Source organism: Brevundimonas nasdae (assembly GCF_019395145.1).
GTDB lineage: Bacteria > Pseudomonadota > Alphaproteobacteria > Caulobacterales > Caulobacteraceae > Brevundimonas > Brevundimonas nasdae.
This window is the reverse complement of sequence record NZ_CP080034.1, coordinates 3164787-3179363: the sequence shown is the minus strand read 5'-3', so window position 1 is coordinate 3179363 and position 14577 is coordinate 3164787. Positions and strand designations below refer to the sequence as shown.

Here is a 14577-nt window from a genome sequence, read left to right as displayed (position 1 = left end):
GTATAACATACCCAGCACCCCTCTTTCGGAAATGGGGGTGCGACGATGCGTACAAAGACCATGCTTCTCTCGGCCGCGGCGACGCTGGCCATCACGACGACGGCCCATGCCGCTCCCCTGCCTCAGTCGGCGCCCCCGTCTGGTTCAGCCGTGGCCAAGGTCGATGACGTGATCGTCACCGCCGATCCGCTGAACCGCTCCGGCGATCAGGTCGTGTCCAGCGTGGCGGTGCTGAGCGGCGACAATCTGGTCCATCGGCGCGAGGCGACGCTGGGCGACACCCTGAACGGCCTGCCGGGCGTCAGTTCGGACACCTTCGGCGGGGGCGCCAGCCGTCCGGTCATCCGGGGCCAGACCGCGCCGCGCGTGAAGGTGCTGAGCAGCGGGTCGGCCCTGCTGGACGCTTCCGAAGTGTCGCCCGACCATGCGGTCGGCGGCGAGACCCTGCTGCTGCAGGGGGTCGAGATTCTGCGCGGCCCCAGCGCGCTGCTGTACGGCGGGGGCGCCATCGGCGGGGCGGTCAATCTGATCGACCGCAAGATCCCGACCGCCATCCCGCCCCGAGGCGGAGAGGGCGCCGCCGAAGTCCGCATCGGCTCGGGGGACAATGAAGAGGCGGCGGTGGCCGGCCTGACCGCAGGCGGAAACGGCTTCGCCGTCCGCATCGAGGCGGCGCGGCGCAAGACCGACGACTACAGGGTTCCCGACTGGAGCGAGAAGCGTCTGGACGGATCGGCCAACGACAGCCGCACCGCCACCCTGGGCGCATCCTGGATCGGGTCGCGCGGCTATCTGGGCGTCGCCTACACCCAGCAGAACAGCACCTACGGCCTGCCGGGCCATAGCCATGAATACGAATCCTGCCACCCGCACGGCACGCACCTGCATTGCGGCGGACACGGCCATGACCACGACGAGGACGGTCACGACCACGATCATGACCATGAGCACGGCCATGGCCATGCCCCGACCGTCGATCTGGTCAGCCGCCGCACCGACGTGCGCGGCGAACTGCGTGATCCGTTCGCGGGGGTCGAGCGCATCCGTTTCCGCGGCGGCTATACCGACTACGCCCATGACGAACGGGACGACGGCCAGATCACCACCACCTTCACCAATCGCGGCTATGACGCCCGCGTCGAGGTGCAGCACGCCCCCATCGGCCGCCTGCGCGGCGTGATCGGCGGACAGGTCGCCCGCAGCGACTTCGCCGCCGAGGGTCTGGAATCCTTCATCCGCCCCAGCCGCACCGAGACCAGCGCCCTGTTCGTGCTGGAGACCTTCGACGCGGGGGCCTGGACCTTTGAGGGGGCGGTGCGTCAGGAGTGGCAGAAGACCGGCGCGCGCGGCGATATCGCCGTCGCTTCGCGCCCCGACCGCGACTTCCAGCCTTTCTCGGCCTCGATCGGCGCCAACTGGCGGTTCGCCCCGGACTATGTCCTGTCGCTCTCGGCCGCCCGCTCGCAGCGCGCGCCCAATATCCAGGAGCTCTATGCGCGCGGCGTCCACCTGGCGACCAACACCTATGAGCTGGGATCGGTGGACCTGAAGACCGAAAGCGTCGTTTCTCTGGAGGCCGGGATCAAGAAGACGCAAGGCCAGACCACCTTTGGCGTCAGCGCCTATCGCTATGCCTATGACGGTTACATCTACGCCGACACCCTGGACCGGTTCGAGGACTTCCGCCTGATCCGCTACACCCAGCATGACGCCACCTTCACCGGGGTCGAGGCCGAGGCCACCCATCGCTTCGTGCCCAATCTGTCGGCGACGGTGTTCGGCGACTATGTCCGCGCCGAGCTGGACGACGGCGGCGACCTGCCTCGCATTCCCGCTGGTCGTCTGGGCGCCCGCACCGATATGATCCAGGGACCGTGGTCCGGTTCGGTCGAATATGTGCGGGTGTTCGAACAGGATCGCGTCGCCAGCTATGAGACGACGACGCCGGGGTACAACATGGTCAACGCCACCGCGGCCTACGACTTCGATCTGGGACCGACTGAGGCGCAGATCTATGTGCGAGGGACCAATCTGTTGAACGAACTGGCGTTCAACCACGCCTCCTTCATCAGCGATCTGGCGCCGCTGAGGGGCCGCAACCTGGTGCTGGGCGTACGCGCCCGGTTCTGATCCCGACATCCTGAAGCCCTGTTCGACGGGCGGAGACGGTCGATCCGTCTCCGCCCGTTTGCGCATCAGAAACCGGCGTGCTGCGACATATTGCCAAGCCGAATGAGAACGTTCACAAGATCACCCTTCGTTGGGGATGATCCGCGTTCCATGACCGCACCTGCCGCGCCCGCCGCCAAGACCCATTACGCCGTTCTGGACGGCCTGCGCGGGGTCGCCGCCCTGATCGTAGTGGCGTTCCATGTGCTCGAGGCGCACGCTGGCGGCGATGCGCACCGGCAGATCATCAACCACGGCTATCTGGCGGTGGACTTCTTCTTCCTGCTGTCCGGCTTCGTCATCGCCTATGCCTATGACGACCGCTGGGGCCAGATGTCGGTGGCGGACTTCCTGAAGCGGCGTCTGATCCGGCTTCAGCCCATGCTGATCCTGGGCAGCCTTTTGGGCGCGGCCCTGTTCGTGCTCCAGGACTATTCGATCTTTCCCAAGCTCCAGTCGGCCACCGCCTGGCAGGTGATCGCGGTGCTGATCCTCAGCGCCCTGATGATCCCCCAGCCCAAGTCGATGGACGTGCGCGGCTGGGGCGAGATCTATTCGCTGAACGGCCCGGCCTGGTCGCTGTTCTATGAATATGTCGCCAACCTGCTGTACGCCCTGGGCCTTAGGAAACTGTCGAACCGGGCGCTGGGCGTGGTCGTGGCGCTGGCGGGTCTGGCCCTGATCCATCTGGCGGTGTTTGGCGGACGGGGCGACCTGATCGGCGGCTGGGCGCTGGATGCCGAGGGCGTGCGCATCGGCCTGACGCGCGTGCTGTTCCCCTTCTGCGCAGGGGTTCTGCTGTTCCGGGTAGGACGGCGCATCCGCATCAATCACGCCTTTGCGGTCGCCAGCCTGCTGTTGGTCGCCGGCCTGTCCCTGCCGCGTTTCGGCGGGGCGGAGCATGTGTGGGTCAACGGCCTGTACGAGGCCTTGTGCGTGATCCTGCTGTTCCCGCTGATCGTGGCCATCGGGGCGGGCGACAAACAGGTCGACGGCGTGTCGGTCCGCGTCGCGCGTTTCTTCGGCGACCTGTCCTATCCGATCTACATCACCCACTATCCGCTGATCTACATCTACACCGGCTGGGTCGTGGACGCGAAGCCGCCGCTGGCGCTGGGCGCGCTGGTCGGCGTGGGGGTCTTCGTCGGATCGGTGCTGATCGCCTGGACCAGCCTGAAGCTGTTCGACGCGCCGGTGCGGCGCTGGCTGGCCCAGCGCTTCCTGCGCCGTCCCGCCCCGGCCAGGACCTGAAGGCCGATCAGGCCTCCAGCGTCTCCACCGTCAGATTGCCGTTGGTATAGACGCAGATCTCGGCGGCGATCTTCATGGCCTTGCGGGCGATGGCCTCGGCGTCCAGTTCGGTGTCGTCGCTCAGGGCGCGGGCGGCGGCCAGGGCGTAGTTGCCGCCCGACCCCACGGCGGCGACGCCGTATTCCGGCTCAAGCACGTCGCCCACGCCGGTGACGGTGAAGATCGACGACTTGTCCGCCACCAGCAGCATGGCCTCCAGACGACGCAGATAGCGATCGGTGCGCCAGTCCTTGGCCAGATCGACGCAGGCCCGCGCCAGTTGATCCGGATACTGCTCCAGCTTGGCCTCCAGCCGCTCGATCAGGGTCAGGGCGTCAGCCGTGGCCCCGGCGAAGCCCGCCAGAACCTTGCCGCCCGCCAGGGTCCGCACCTTGCGCGCCGAACCCTTGACGATGGTCGGCCCCATCGAGACCTGGCCGTCGCCGGCGATGACGGTGCGGCCGTTCTTGCGCACCGCCAGGATGGTGGTGCCGTGCCAGTCGGGGAAGTTGGAAGCGTGCGATTGGGTCATGTCCGCCAGATGGCCCGCCCAAGCCCGCGCATCAAGTCCGGCGCTGAAATGTGCGGACCCTGAGCCCCAGACCCGCCGCAAACTCGCATAACAGCGTCTCACTTTCACCCCATTTTTGGAGAAAAAGAGCAAACATCATCAATGATAACGATCACAGAGGGCGTTAAATTGCTGTTCCGCGTTGTTTTTGTAAGCGAACTTGTCGCTGGCGCCGGACAGTCCATGCGCTCGGTGGCCGAAATTCTGGGCGTGTGTCAGCGCAACAACCAGCGCGACGAGATCACCAGCGCCCTGATCTTTTATGACGGCGAGGCCGCCCAGATGATCGAGGGCAAGCGCGTGGACGTGGACCGGCTTCTGGCCCGCGTGGCCCGCGATCCCCGACACAGGAACCTGCGGGTTCTGCAGGATCGCCCCGTGCTGAAACGCCAGACCGCCAACCCCGTCCGCCTCAGCGCGCTCAGCCCGGATCAGGCCCAGACCCTGCTGCAGGGACGCCGCCTTAGCCACCTGTCGGCGGACGGCCTGCAACGCCTGCTGATGTGCGACCATCTGACCCTGGCGGCCTGAGCCCAATGGTCTGAGCGCGTCCTGTCACCGCCCGGTCGTATTCCGTTAATGATACATCTCTAGGGCAGGGTCGTCCGCCAGTTGGCGCTCAAGCGTACGAGTACCCATGAGTCTGTTTCGCCTTGTTTTCGCCAGCGACGCCGTCGGCGCCGCGGCTGAAGGGCTTTTGCCGCTGATCGACATCATCGGCGTGTCGAACGCGAACAACCGACGCGACCACGTCACCAGCGCCCTGCTGCGTCGCCACGGTCGGTTCTTCCAGGTCATGGAGGGCGCGCGGGTCGATCTGGACCGCACGCTGAACCGCATCCGCGCCGACCGCCGTCACACCGATATCCGCATCCTGGCCGACCGCCCCGTCGATGCGCGCCTGTTTCCCGACAGCCCCATGTCGCGGATCGACGCCACGCCTGCGCTGGATCGCCTGATCTGCGCCGGTCTGACGGCGCAGAAGACCGGACTGATGCTTGAGCAGCTGATGGCCGAGGCGCATCGGACCGCAAGCCCAATCGCCTGACCCTGCCCGCCAAGCCGGGGCCTCGCTTCCCAGGCCGGGCGTCGCTAGATGAAGGGCATGGTTTTCTCTGAAGACGAAGTCGAACGCTACGCCCGCCATCTGGTCCTGTCCGAGATCGGGGGGCCGGGGCAGCAGGCGCTGAAGAAGGCGCGGGTGCTGATCGTCGGCGCGGGCGGGGTCGGCGCGCCTGCGGCCCTGTATCTGGCGGCGGCGGGGGTCGGAACCCTGGGCCTGATCGACGACGATGTGGTCAGCCTGTCGAATCTGCAGCGGCAGATCATCTTTTCGACCGGCGAAACGGGCCAACCCAAGGTCGAGGCCGGGGCGGCGCGCCTGACGGCCCTGAACCCCCATGTCGCCATCGAAACCTTCGCTGAGCGCCTGACCGCCGACAACGCCGCCGCGCGGATCGGCGCCTTCGACATCGTGCTGGACGGGACCGACGACTTCGAGACGCGCCATCTGGTCAATGCGGCCTGCGTGGCGGCGGGCAAGCCCCTGGTCTCCGGCGCGCTTGGCCGCTGGAGCGGACAGGTCGCGGTCTTCACCGGCCGACCCTGCTATCAGTGCCTTGTGCCGGATGTTCCGCCGGACGCCGAGACCTGTTCGCGCGTCGGCGTGGTCGGGGCGCTGGCGGGGGTGATCGGGTCGATGGCCGCGCTGGAGACGATCAAGCTGATCACCGGCGCGGGCCAGCCCCTGACCGGGCGGCTGATGCTGTATGACGGCCTCAGCGCCGCCGCGCGCACGGTGAAGATCGCCGCCGATCCCGCCTGTCCCGTCTGCGGCGCCTAGGCATGGCCCGCCGTCCCGTCGCCGCCACACGCCTGAACGCCGCCAATCTGGCCGGACTGGGCGCAGAGCGGATCGCCGAACTGCTGATTGAGGCGTCGGACAGCGACCCCATCCTGAAACGCCGGCTGCGGCTGGTCATGGCCGCCGAGGCCGGACCCGAGGTGCTGGCGCTGGAGCTGGACAAGCGGCTGACGACCATCGCGACCAGCCGGGCGCGGGTGTCGTGGCGCAAACGTCCCGACCTGCTGCGCGATCTGGGCATCCTGCGGCGCGGGATCGTCGATGATCTGGCGCCCGCCGCCCCGTCAGTAGGGCTGGAGCGGATGATCGGCTGGCTTGATCTGTTTCGCGGTCTGGCCGCGCGGGTCAAGGACCAGAAGGGCGAGGTCGCCGCCGCCTTCGAAACCGCTGCTCCCGACCTGTGGCGGATCGCGGCCAAGGCCGTGCGGACGGACGACAGTACGCTGGAGCTGCTGGCCCAGGCCGTCGCCCGCCAGCCGCTGGAATACGCCCGCTGGATCGCATTGGCGGACGACGCCCTGACGCCGGATCTGGCCCGCGGCCTGATCGACCATCTGGACGCCAAGACCGACGCGCGCGGGATGCGGACGGTCATGCGGCGGCTGGCCGACCGCGCGGGCGACCTGGACCTGTGGCTGTCGCTGGTCAGCCGGGATGAACGGGGCGCGCCCGATTTCGCCGCCGCCGTCGCCCAGCGGCTGGTCGCAGCGGGCCGGGTCGTCGAGGCGCGCGAGGCGCTGGAGGCGGCGCTGACGCCTGCGGCTTCGAACCGGCTCTGGACCTTTGGACGCTCGCCCAACGCGGGCCCGCCGCGCCTGACCCCGGCGTGGGAGGCCGCCTCCATCGCCGTTCTGGACGCCGAAGGGCGTAAGGACGAGGCTCAGACCCTGCGTTGGGAGCTGTTCCAGCACGAGCTGTCGGCGCCGGTCCTCAAGGACTATCTGGCGCGCCTGCCGGACTTTGATGATGTGGAAGCGCTGGACCGCGCCCTGGCCCATGCTGCGACCCAAGCCGATTTCGAAAAAGGACTGAGCTTCCTAATGGACTGGCCCGCCCATCGCGAGGCGGCGGCCATGGTCGAACAGCGGCGCCGCGAAATCCACAAGTCCCTGCCGCAGAGGGCCGACTGGGCCGCGCGGCTGGCGCAGCGTTTCCCGGCGGCGGCTGAACTGCTGAGCGCCGGTTAGAACATCGCCGGTATGACCCGGTCGGGCGGGCGGTGGCCGTTCTGATAGGTCATGACATTGGCGATGACCCGGTCGCCCATGTCCTGACGCGCCTCCAGGGTCGCTGAGCCCAGGTGGGGCAACAGCACCACATTGGGCTGGCCCAGCAGGCCGGGGTGAATGTCCGGCTCATTCTCGAACACGTCCAGACCGACGCCTGAGACGGCGTGCATGGCGACCGCCTGGGCCAGGGCCGCCTCGTCGACCAGTTCGCCGCGCGCGGTGTTGACCAGAATGGCGTGGGGCTGAAGCTTGGCCAGTCGCTGGGCCGACAACAGGTGATGCGTATCCTTGGTCGCCGGGCAGTTCAGCGAGATGATGTCCATGCGCGACAGCATCTGGTCCAGGTCATCCCAGTAGGTCGCGCCCAACTCCTCCTCGATCAGGGACGAGACAGGCTTGCGGTTATGATAATGGACCTGAAGTCCGAAGGCCTTGGCGCGACGGGCCAGGGCCTGGCCGATCCGGCCCATGCCGACGATGCCCAGCCGCTTGCCCCACAGTTTGCGCCCGCACATCCAGGTCGGGGTCCAGCCCTCGAACCGGCCGTCGGCGATCACCTGCGCCCCCTCGACCAGACGGCGGCTGACAGCCAGAATCAGGCTCATGGCCATGTCGGCGGTGTCTTCGGTCAGGACGCCCGGCGTATTGGTGACGATGATGCCGCGCGCCACGGCGGCGTCCACGTCGATATTGTCCACGCCCGCGCCGAAGTTGGCGATCATCTTCAACTGCTCGCCCGCGCCATTGATCAGGTCGGCATCGATTTTGTCGGTGATGGTGGGCACCAGAACCTGGGCCCGCTGGACGGCGGCTTCCAGCGCCGCGCGGTTCATCGGCTGGTCCTTCAGGTTCAGCTCAGCGTCGAAAAGTTCGCGCATCCGCGTCTCGACCGCGTCCGGCAGGCGTCTGGTTAATACGACCTTAAGCTTGGAGGCGGACATTGCAGGCCTTGGTTTGCGGGCGGCGATTTAATGGATCGAGGCCCGCGCGACGGGTCGTTCCATACAGTGTCTAGCAAAGCCGCCGCCATCTTCCAAAGCTTCTGGCGCCGCATCGTCGTCGCCGGGGCTGTCATCGCCCTGTTCGGGGGTCTGGGCGTCCTGACCAGCGCCGGTCAGTCCATGCCCGACGGCCGCCCCACGCCGACGGGGCTGGAGGTGCCGCGCTGGATCTCGTTGAAGTCCTCGCACGTCCGCGCCCGTCAGGGACCGGGGCTGGATTATCCGATCCTGTGGGAATACCGCGCCGCCGGACTGCCGGTTCAGGTCATCGCCGAGACGGCGGAATGGCGCAAGATCTGCGACCCGGACGGCGCCGTGGCCTGGATCCACCGCACCGTGTCCTCGGGTCGCCGCTCGGTGTTCAACACCACGTCCGAAGAGGTGCCGATCCGCGCCGGCCGCTCCGACACCGCCTCGGTGCGCGCCCGCCTGTCGCCCCGCGCCCTGGTGTCGCTGGACGAGTGCGAGGACGGCTGGTGCCGGGTGCGGGCGCGACGGCTGGAAGGCTGGGTGGCGCAGCGATCGGTGTTCGGAACCCAGGAACGCGCCCTGTGCAACGCCAACCGTCCGGCTGGAACCGGACGCGGCTGAACCCGCGCCCTTAAGCCCCCCTGTTGAGCCAAACCGCGCGGTCGTGTAACCCGCGCTTTGATATTCTACGAAACGGAAGCGCCTTGACCCAGTCCCAATACCCCTCGTCCTTTGATCATGAGGCCCTGCTGGCCTCTGGCCGCGGCGAGCTGTTCGGTCCAGGCAACGCCCAGCTGCCCGCCCCGCCGATGCTGATGTTCGACCGGATCGTCACGATCAACTCGGACGGCGGCGAGCACGGCAAGGGCTATGTCGAGGCGGAACTCGACATCAATCCCGAGCTCTGGTTCTTCCAGTGCCACTTCATCGGCGACCCCGTCATGCCCGGCTGCCTGGGCCTGGACGCCATGTGGCAGCTGGTCGGCTTCTACCTGGGCTGGATCGGCGGACCGGGCCGCGGCCGCGCGCTGGGCGTCGGCGAGGTCAAATTCACCGGCCAGGTGACGCCTGACGTCAAGAAGGTGGTCTACAAGATCCACCTGAAGCGGGTGATCAACCGCAAGCTGGTCATGGGCATCGCCGACGGCGTGCTGGAGGCCGATGGCCAGGTCATCTACACCTGCAACGACATGCGGGTCGGACTCTTTGGCGCCGCCAAAGACGAGCCGACGGCCGCCTAAGCGCCTATATACCGTCAGCAAGGCGGAAGACCCTCGGGTCGAGAAGCATCAGAAGGAAACACCATGCGTCGTGTCGTCGTCACCGGCTTGGGCATCGTATCCTCCATCGGCCATGGCGCCGAAGAGGTCACCCAGTCGCTGCGCGAAGCCCGTTCGGGCGTCGTTCATGCAGCCGATCACGCCAAATACGGCTTCCGCAGCCAGGTCTGGGCGCCGCCGAAAATCGGCCCGTGGGAGGAACTGGTCGACCGTCGCGCCGCCCGCTTCCTGGCCAACGGCACGGCCTGGGCCCACATCGCCTTTGAAGAGGCGCTGAAGTCGTCGGGTCTGTCGGCGGATGAGATCAAGGACGACCGCATCGGCCTGATCGTCGGCGAGGGCGGCCCCTCGACCCAGGTCATCCTGCAGGCGGCCCAGACGACCATCGAAAAGGGCGCGCCCAAGCGCATCGGCCCGTTCGCGGTGCCGAAAGCCATGGCCTCGGGGCCGTCGGCGGTCCTGTCGACCTGGTTCCAGATGCGCGGCATCAACTATTCGATCAGCTCGGCCTGCGCGACCAGCGCCCACTGCATCGGCGCGGGGGTCGAGCAGATCCAGTGGGGCAAGCAGGACGTGGTCTTCGCCGGCGGCTGCGAGGACATCGACTGGTCCATGTCCAACATGTTCGACGCCATGGGCGCCATGTCGTCCAACTTCAACGAGACGCCCTCGGTCGCCTCGCGCGCCTATGACGTCAACCGCGACGGCTTCGTCATCGCGGGCGGCGCAGGCATCGTGGTGCTGGAAGAGTACGAGCGGGCCAAGGCGCGCGGCGCGACCATCTATGCCGAAGTCACCGGCTACGGCGCCAATGCCGACGGCTATGACATGGTCGCCCCCTCGGGCGAGGGCGCGCAGCGCTGCATGAAGATCGCGCTGGAGCAGGCCGGTAATCCGAAAATCGACTACCTGAACCCGCACGGCACCTCGACGCCGGTGGGCGATTCAAAGGAGATGGAGGCCGTTCGCGCCGTCTTCGGCGACAACCTGCCGATGATCTCCTCGACCAAGTCGCTGACGGGCCACTCGCTGGGCGCCGCAGGCGCTCAGGAAGCCATCTACTGCCTGCTGATGATGCAGAACGGCTTTGCGTCGGAAAGCGCCCACATCGAAACCCTCGATCCGGCGTTCGAGGGCATGCCCATCCTGCGCAAGCGTCACGACGGCGAACTGACCCACGTCATGTCCAACAGCTTCGGCTTCGGCGGCACCAACGGCGCCCTGATCCTGTCGAAGGTCTGAGACGATACGTCCCCGTCATCCTCGAGCCTGCCCCGAGGATGACGGCGGAACGCATGCTTAAGTGACATTTTGTTGCGCCCAAGAGCCTCGACAAGCGCACACCCCGTCGATTCTTTCACGACACCCAGTTTACACGACCGATTTTCCTCCATAGAGAGCGTCGCCGTGTCCATGCTCATGACCAAAACCATTACCTCGAAAACCACCTGCCTCGGCGGGGCGGTTTCGGGTGTGCGCAAGGTTTAAGCGACAACCTCGATCCCAAGCCCCGCCGACGCGCGGGGCGGTCCAGCCGGATCGTGCGCCCCGCGCCTCCCACCTTCCCAGGAGACGCCTTTCATGACCTTTTCCCCGTCCAATCCGCCCCACGTGGGCATCGTTGGCGCCACCGGCCTCGTCGGCGAGATGATGCGCGGCCTGCTGGCCGAGCGGAACTTCCCGCTGGCTTCGCTGCGCCTGTTCGCCTCGGCCCGGTCGGCGGGCAAAACCATCCGCTTCGGCAACGCCGAGGTGGTGGTCGAGGATGCGGCGACCGCGGATTACGCCGGTCTCGACATCGTCTTCTTCTCGGCAGGCGGCGAAACCTCGCGCGCCCTGGCCCCCAAGGTCGCAGCCGCAGGCGCCGTGGTCATCGACAACTCGTCCGCCTACCGCAGCGACCCGGACGTTCCGCTGGTCGTCGCCGAGGTGAACCCGCACGCCCTGGCCGACCGGCCCAAGGGCATCATCGCCAATCCCAACTGCACCACCATGGCCGCCATGCCGGTGCTGAAGCCCCTGCATCAGGCGGCGGCCCTGAAGCGTCTGACCGTCTCGACCTATCAGGCCGTATCGGGCGGCGGGGTCGAGGGCATTCGTGTTCTGGAAACTCAGAGCCGCGCGACCGTGGATCAGGGCGCGGCCCTGGCCCGCGACGGCGGCGCGGTCGATTTCGGCGCGCCTGAGAAGTGGGTCGTGCCGATCGCCAACAATGTGGTGGCCCTGAACTATACGCTGTCGGAAGACGGATACACCGACGAGGAGCTGAAGCTGCGCGACGAAAGCCGCAAGATCCTAGAGATCCCCGGCCTGCCGGTGTCCGGCACCTGCGTGCGCGTGCCGGTCTATTCGGGCCATTCGCTGTCGATCAACGCCGAGTTCGACCGCCCGATCTCGGTGGAGACGGCGCTGGAACTGTTGGGTCAGGCGCCGGGCGTGGTGGTGACGGCGGTGCCGAACCCGCTGGACGCCACGGGCCAGGACCCGGTCTTCGTCGGCCGCGTACGCCCCGACCCGACGGTCGAGCACGGCCTGGCCCTGTTCGTCTCCAACGACAATCTGAGGAAGGGCGCCGCTCTGAACGCGGTTCAGATCGCCGAGGTTCTGGTCCAGCAGAACGGCTGATCCAGGTCGAACAGGCGGGGTTCAGTCGTAGCGCACGCCGCTGAGATAGAGCCCCGCCGAGGGGGCGACGGGGCCGCACCGCGCGCGGTCCTTCGCCTCCAGCGCCGCCTTGACGTCATGGGCGGTCCAGCGGCCCAGACCCACCTCCACCAGCGTCCCGGCCATGGAGCGGACCTGACGATGCAGGAAGCTGCGGGCCTGGAACACCAGATGCACCTCTTCGCCGAAACGGCTGACGCGGGCCACGTCCAGCGTCCTGACCGGCGACCTGGACTGGCAGCCCACGTCGCGGAAGGTGGTGAAGTCGTGGTGGCCGACCAGCACCTGGGCCGCATGATGCATGGCCTCGGCGTCCAGCGTCTTCTTGACGTGCCAGACGCGGTCACGCTCCAGCACCGGCTGGGGGCGGCGGTTCAGGATGCGGTACAGATAGCCCCGCCCCGTCGCCGAAAACCGCGCGTGCCACTCGGGATCAGGCGCATAGTCCGCCGCCAGAACGCAGACGTCCTGACGCACCAGATGGGCGTTGATGGCGTTCAACACCGTGGCGAGCGGCCAGTCGCGCTCCAGATCGGCATGGATGACCTGGGCCGTGGCGTGGACTCCGGCGTCGGTTCGTCCCGCCGCTGCGATGCGGATGCGTTCGCCCGAAAAGGCGGCGATGGCGTCCTCGACCGCGCCCTGCACCGTCGGCTGGCCGTCCTGGGCCTGGAACCCGTTGTAGGCCGTGCCGTCGTATTCCAGGGTCAGCTTGTAGCGCGGCATCAGCCGAGCACCGTCCCCGCAGGCAGGGCAAAGCCGCGCAGCATCTCATCCGCGCTTTGCGCCGCCTTGCCCTCGCGCTGGACGCGGATCAGGCGCACCGCGCCGCTTCCGCAGGCCACGGTCAGGGCGTCGTCCAGAACGGCGCCCGGCGCGCCCGCGCCGTCCGCCAGCGTCGACAGCAGGGCCTTGACCCGGACGGGGCCAGCCTCAGACGGGGCCTCGAACCAGGCGCCGGGGAAGGGCGACAGGCCGCGGATATGGGCGTCCACCTCGGCCGCCGGACGGGTCCAGTCGATGCGGGCCTCCGCCGGGGTGATCTTGCGCGCATATGTGGCCTCGCCCGCCTGTTCGCTGGGCGTGACGCCGCCGCGCTCGATGGCGGCCAGGGCGCGGGGCCACAGGGCGGCGCCGACATGGGCCATGCGTTCGGACAGGCTGGCGGCCGTGTCGTCAGGGCGGATGTCCATCAGTTCGCTGAGCAGGATGGGGCCTTCGTCCAGCCCCTCGCCCATCTGCATGATCTGGACGCCGGTCTGGGCGTCACCGGCCATGATGGCGCGCTGGATGGGGGCGGCGCCCCGCCAGCGCGGCAGAAGCGAGCCATGCAGGTTCAGGCAGCCCAGACGCGGCGCCTGCAACACGGCGGGCTTCAGGATCTGGCCATAGGCGACGACGCAGGCCGCATCCAGGTCCAGGCTCTGGAAGGTGTCGATGGCGTCCTGGGCCTTCATGCTCTCAGGCGTGAAGACCGGCAGGCCCATGGTTTCGGCAAAGGCGTGGACCGGCGACGGCGTCAGCTTCTGACCCCGGCCCTTGGGGCGCGGCGGCTGCGAATAGACGGCGACGATCTCGTGGCCCGAAGCAATGAGCTCGGCCAGAGACGGCACGGCGAAATCGGGAGTTCCCATGAAGGCAAGGCGCATGGGCACGCCCTTTAAAGTGTTGCGGCGTTTACTGCCAGCGGGTGAAGACGCCGCCGCCCTCATCCCATTCGCCGCCCGCGTCCAGCGCATCGTCGAAATCGAGCAGCCGATCCAGCAGCAGACCCGCGACCACGCCCAGCAGCGCGATCCCGGCGACGGTGGCCACGCCCGCCACGCCGATCTTCTGGCTGCGCGTCAGGCGACGGCGGCCGTTGGTGTCGATGACGACGGAGGCGTTGCGGCGGGGCGGGCGGCGGCTCATGCGGCGATCCTGTCTCGGGCGGCCTTCTTGACCTTGGTCACGGCGCGCTCGCGCTTGAGCCGCGACAGGTGGTCGATGAAGAGCACGCCGTTAAGGTGATCCATCTCGTGCTGGATGCAGACGGCGTAAAGACCCTCGGCCTCTTCCTCCACCTGTTCGCCGGCACGGTTCAGATAGCGAATACGGACGCGGGCGGGACGTTCCACCTTGTCGAAATATTCCGGGATCGACAGGCAGCCCTCTTCGTAGGTGTAGAGCTCGTCCGACGACCAGAGAATTTCAGGATTGGCGAAGAAACGCGGGTTCTTGCGCGCCTCGGCGTTCTCGGCCTCTTCTTCCTCGGTCTCGCAGACGACGCCGTCCTTGTCGCCCAGGTCCATGACGATGACCCGGTCCAGCGCGCCCACCTGAACGGCGGCCAGGCCGATGCCCGGCGCATCGTACATGGTGTCCAGCATGTCATCCATCAGGGTGCGGACGGCGTCGTCCACAGCCGCGACGGGCTTGGAGACCTGCTTCAGGATCGCCAGATCGGCGGCGTTATCAATGGTGAGGATGCGACGAATAGCCATGAGCGGGAGGTAAGCCCGCCCCATGAGAAGGTCAAGATTTCCGACCTGCACGGTCA

Annotated in this window: 16 protein-coding genes; 10 read left to right on the top strand and 6 right to left on the bottom strand. The window is 67.6% G+C overall.

What is annotated here, in order from left to right:
• The first annotated feature begins 45 nt into the window (after window positions 1-45).
• Together KWG56_RS15480 and KWG56_RS15475 are read left to right on the top strand one after the other, a co-directional pair.
• The gene (locus KWG56_RS15480) at window positions 46-2130 is read left to right on the top strand and encodes a TonB-dependent receptor domain-containing protein (RefSeq protein WP_219352823.1); all 2085 of its coding nucleotides are present in this window, start codon (window positions 46-48) and stop codon (window positions 2128-2130) included.
• A 150-nt stretch (window positions 2131-2280) separates the two neighbouring features.
• Complete coding sequence (locus KWG56_RS15475) at window positions 2281-3420, top strand: acyltransferase family protein (RefSeq protein WP_219352822.1); 1140 nt, start codon at window positions 2281-2283, stop codon at window positions 3418-3420.
• Window positions 3421-3427: 7 nt separating this feature from the next.
• Here KWG56_RS15475 and hslV read toward each other — a convergent pair whose 3' ends face one another.
• Window positions 3428-3991, bottom strand: a complete 564-nt coding sequence (gene hslV / locus KWG56_RS15470; RefSeq protein ID WP_201098309.1) for an ATP-dependent protease subunit HslV — start codon at window positions 3989-3991, stop codon at window positions 3428-3430.
• A gap of 141 nt (window positions 3992-4132) precedes the next feature.
• Between hslV and KWG56_RS15465 the strand changes: the two genes are divergently transcribed.
• The 4 genes from KWG56_RS15465 to KWG56_RS15450 all read left to right on the top strand — a co-directional run bounded on the left by KWG56_RS15465 (window position 4133) and on the right by KWG56_RS15450 (window position 7081).
• Window positions 4133-4561 carry a BLUF domain-containing protein gene (locus KWG56_RS15465; RefSeq protein ID WP_219352821.1) on the top strand — a complete coding sequence of 143 codons (429 nt, stop codon included), beginning with the start codon at window positions 4133-4135 and terminating at the stop codon, window positions 4559-4561.
• Between the two features lie 106 nt (window positions 4562-4667).
• Window positions 4668-5078, top strand: coding sequence for a BLUF domain-containing protein (locus KWG56_RS15460; RefSeq protein WP_201098311.1), 411 nt, complete (start codon window positions 4668-4670; stop codon window positions 5076-5078).
• 57 nt (window positions 5079-5135) lie between these two features.
• Window positions 5136-5873 carry a HesA/MoeB/ThiF family protein gene (locus tag KWG56_RS15455; protein WP_219352820.1) on the top strand — a complete coding sequence of 246 codons (738 nt, stop codon included), beginning with the start codon at window positions 5136-5138 and terminating at the stop codon, window positions 5871-5873.
• Window positions 5874-5875: 2 nt separating this feature from the next.
• Window positions 5876-7081, top strand: a complete 1206-nt coding sequence (locus KWG56_RS15450) for a DUF6880 family protein (RefSeq protein WP_244999535.1) — start codon at window positions 5876-5878, stop codon at window positions 7079-7081.
• Here the strand turns inward: KWG56_RS15450 and KWG56_RS15445 are convergent.
• Window positions 7078-8064, bottom strand: coding sequence for a 2-hydroxyacid dehydrogenase (locus KWG56_RS15445; protein ID WP_219352819.1), 987 nt, complete (start codon window positions 8062-8064; stop codon window positions 7078-7080). The two genes, KWG56_RS15450 and KWG56_RS15445, sit on opposite strands and share 4 nt — an antisense overlap.
• A 66-nt stretch (window positions 8065-8130) precedes the next feature.
• Between KWG56_RS15445 and KWG56_RS15440 the strand changes: the two genes are divergently transcribed.
• The 4 genes from KWG56_RS15440 to KWG56_RS15425 all read left to right on the top strand — a co-directional run bounded on the left by KWG56_RS15440 (window position 8131) and on the right by KWG56_RS15425 (window position 11999).
• On the top strand, window positions 8131-8715 hold the full coding sequence (locus KWG56_RS15440; RefSeq protein ID WP_244999534.1) for an SH3 domain-containing protein: 585 nt from the start codon (window positions 8131-8133) through the stop codon (window positions 8713-8715).
• 83 nt (window positions 8716-8798) lie between these two features.
• Window positions 8799-9335, top strand: coding sequence for a 3-hydroxyacyl-[acyl-carrier-protein] dehydratase FabA (gene fabA / locus KWG56_RS15435; protein WP_219352817.1), 537 nt, complete (start codon window positions 8799-8801; stop codon window positions 9333-9335).
• A 63-nt stretch (window positions 9336-9398) separates the two neighbouring features.
• Window positions 9399-10616: a beta-ketoacyl-ACP synthase I gene (fabB, locus tag KWG56_RS15430; protein ID WP_219352816.1), complete on the top strand. Its 1218-nt coding sequence runs from the start codon at window positions 9399-9401 to the stop codon at window positions 10614-10616.
• A 339-nt stretch (window positions 10617-10955) separates the two neighbouring features.
• Entirely contained in the window at window positions 10956-11999 is a 1044-nt protein-coding gene (locus tag KWG56_RS15425) for an aspartate-semialdehyde dehydrogenase (RefSeq protein WP_219352815.1), read from the top strand.
• A 21-nt stretch (window positions 12000-12020) separates the two neighbouring features.
• Here KWG56_RS15425 and truA read toward each other — a convergent pair whose 3' ends face one another.
• From truA to def, 4 genes are read right to left on the bottom strand one after another with little or no spacing between them, the layout of a single operon-like run.
• The gene (gene truA, locus KWG56_RS15420; protein ID WP_219352814.1) at window positions 12021-12764 is read right to left on the bottom strand and encodes a tRNA pseudouridine(38-40) synthase TruA; all 744 of its coding nucleotides are present in this window, start codon (window positions 12762-12764) and stop codon (window positions 12021-12023) included.
• Window positions 12764-13687 carry a methionyl-tRNA formyltransferase gene (gene fmt, locus KWG56_RS15415; protein ID WP_219352813.1) on the bottom strand — a complete coding sequence of 308 codons (924 nt, stop codon included), beginning with the start codon at window positions 13685-13687 and terminating at the stop codon, window positions 12764-12766. The genes truA and fmt overlap by 1 nt, the downstream gene beginning before the upstream one ends.
• A 28-nt stretch (window positions 13688-13715) precedes the next feature.
• On the bottom strand, window positions 13716-13949 hold the full coding sequence (locus tag KWG56_RS15410) for a hypothetical protein (protein WP_219352812.1): 234 nt from the start codon (window positions 13947-13949) through the stop codon (window positions 13716-13718).
• Complete coding sequence (gene def, locus KWG56_RS15405; RefSeq protein WP_219352811.1) at window positions 13946-14521, bottom strand: peptide deformylase; 576 nt, start codon at window positions 14519-14521, stop codon at window positions 13946-13948. The genes KWG56_RS15410 and def overlap by 4 nt, the downstream gene beginning before the upstream one ends.
• Window positions 14522-14577: the final 56 nt, after the last annotated feature.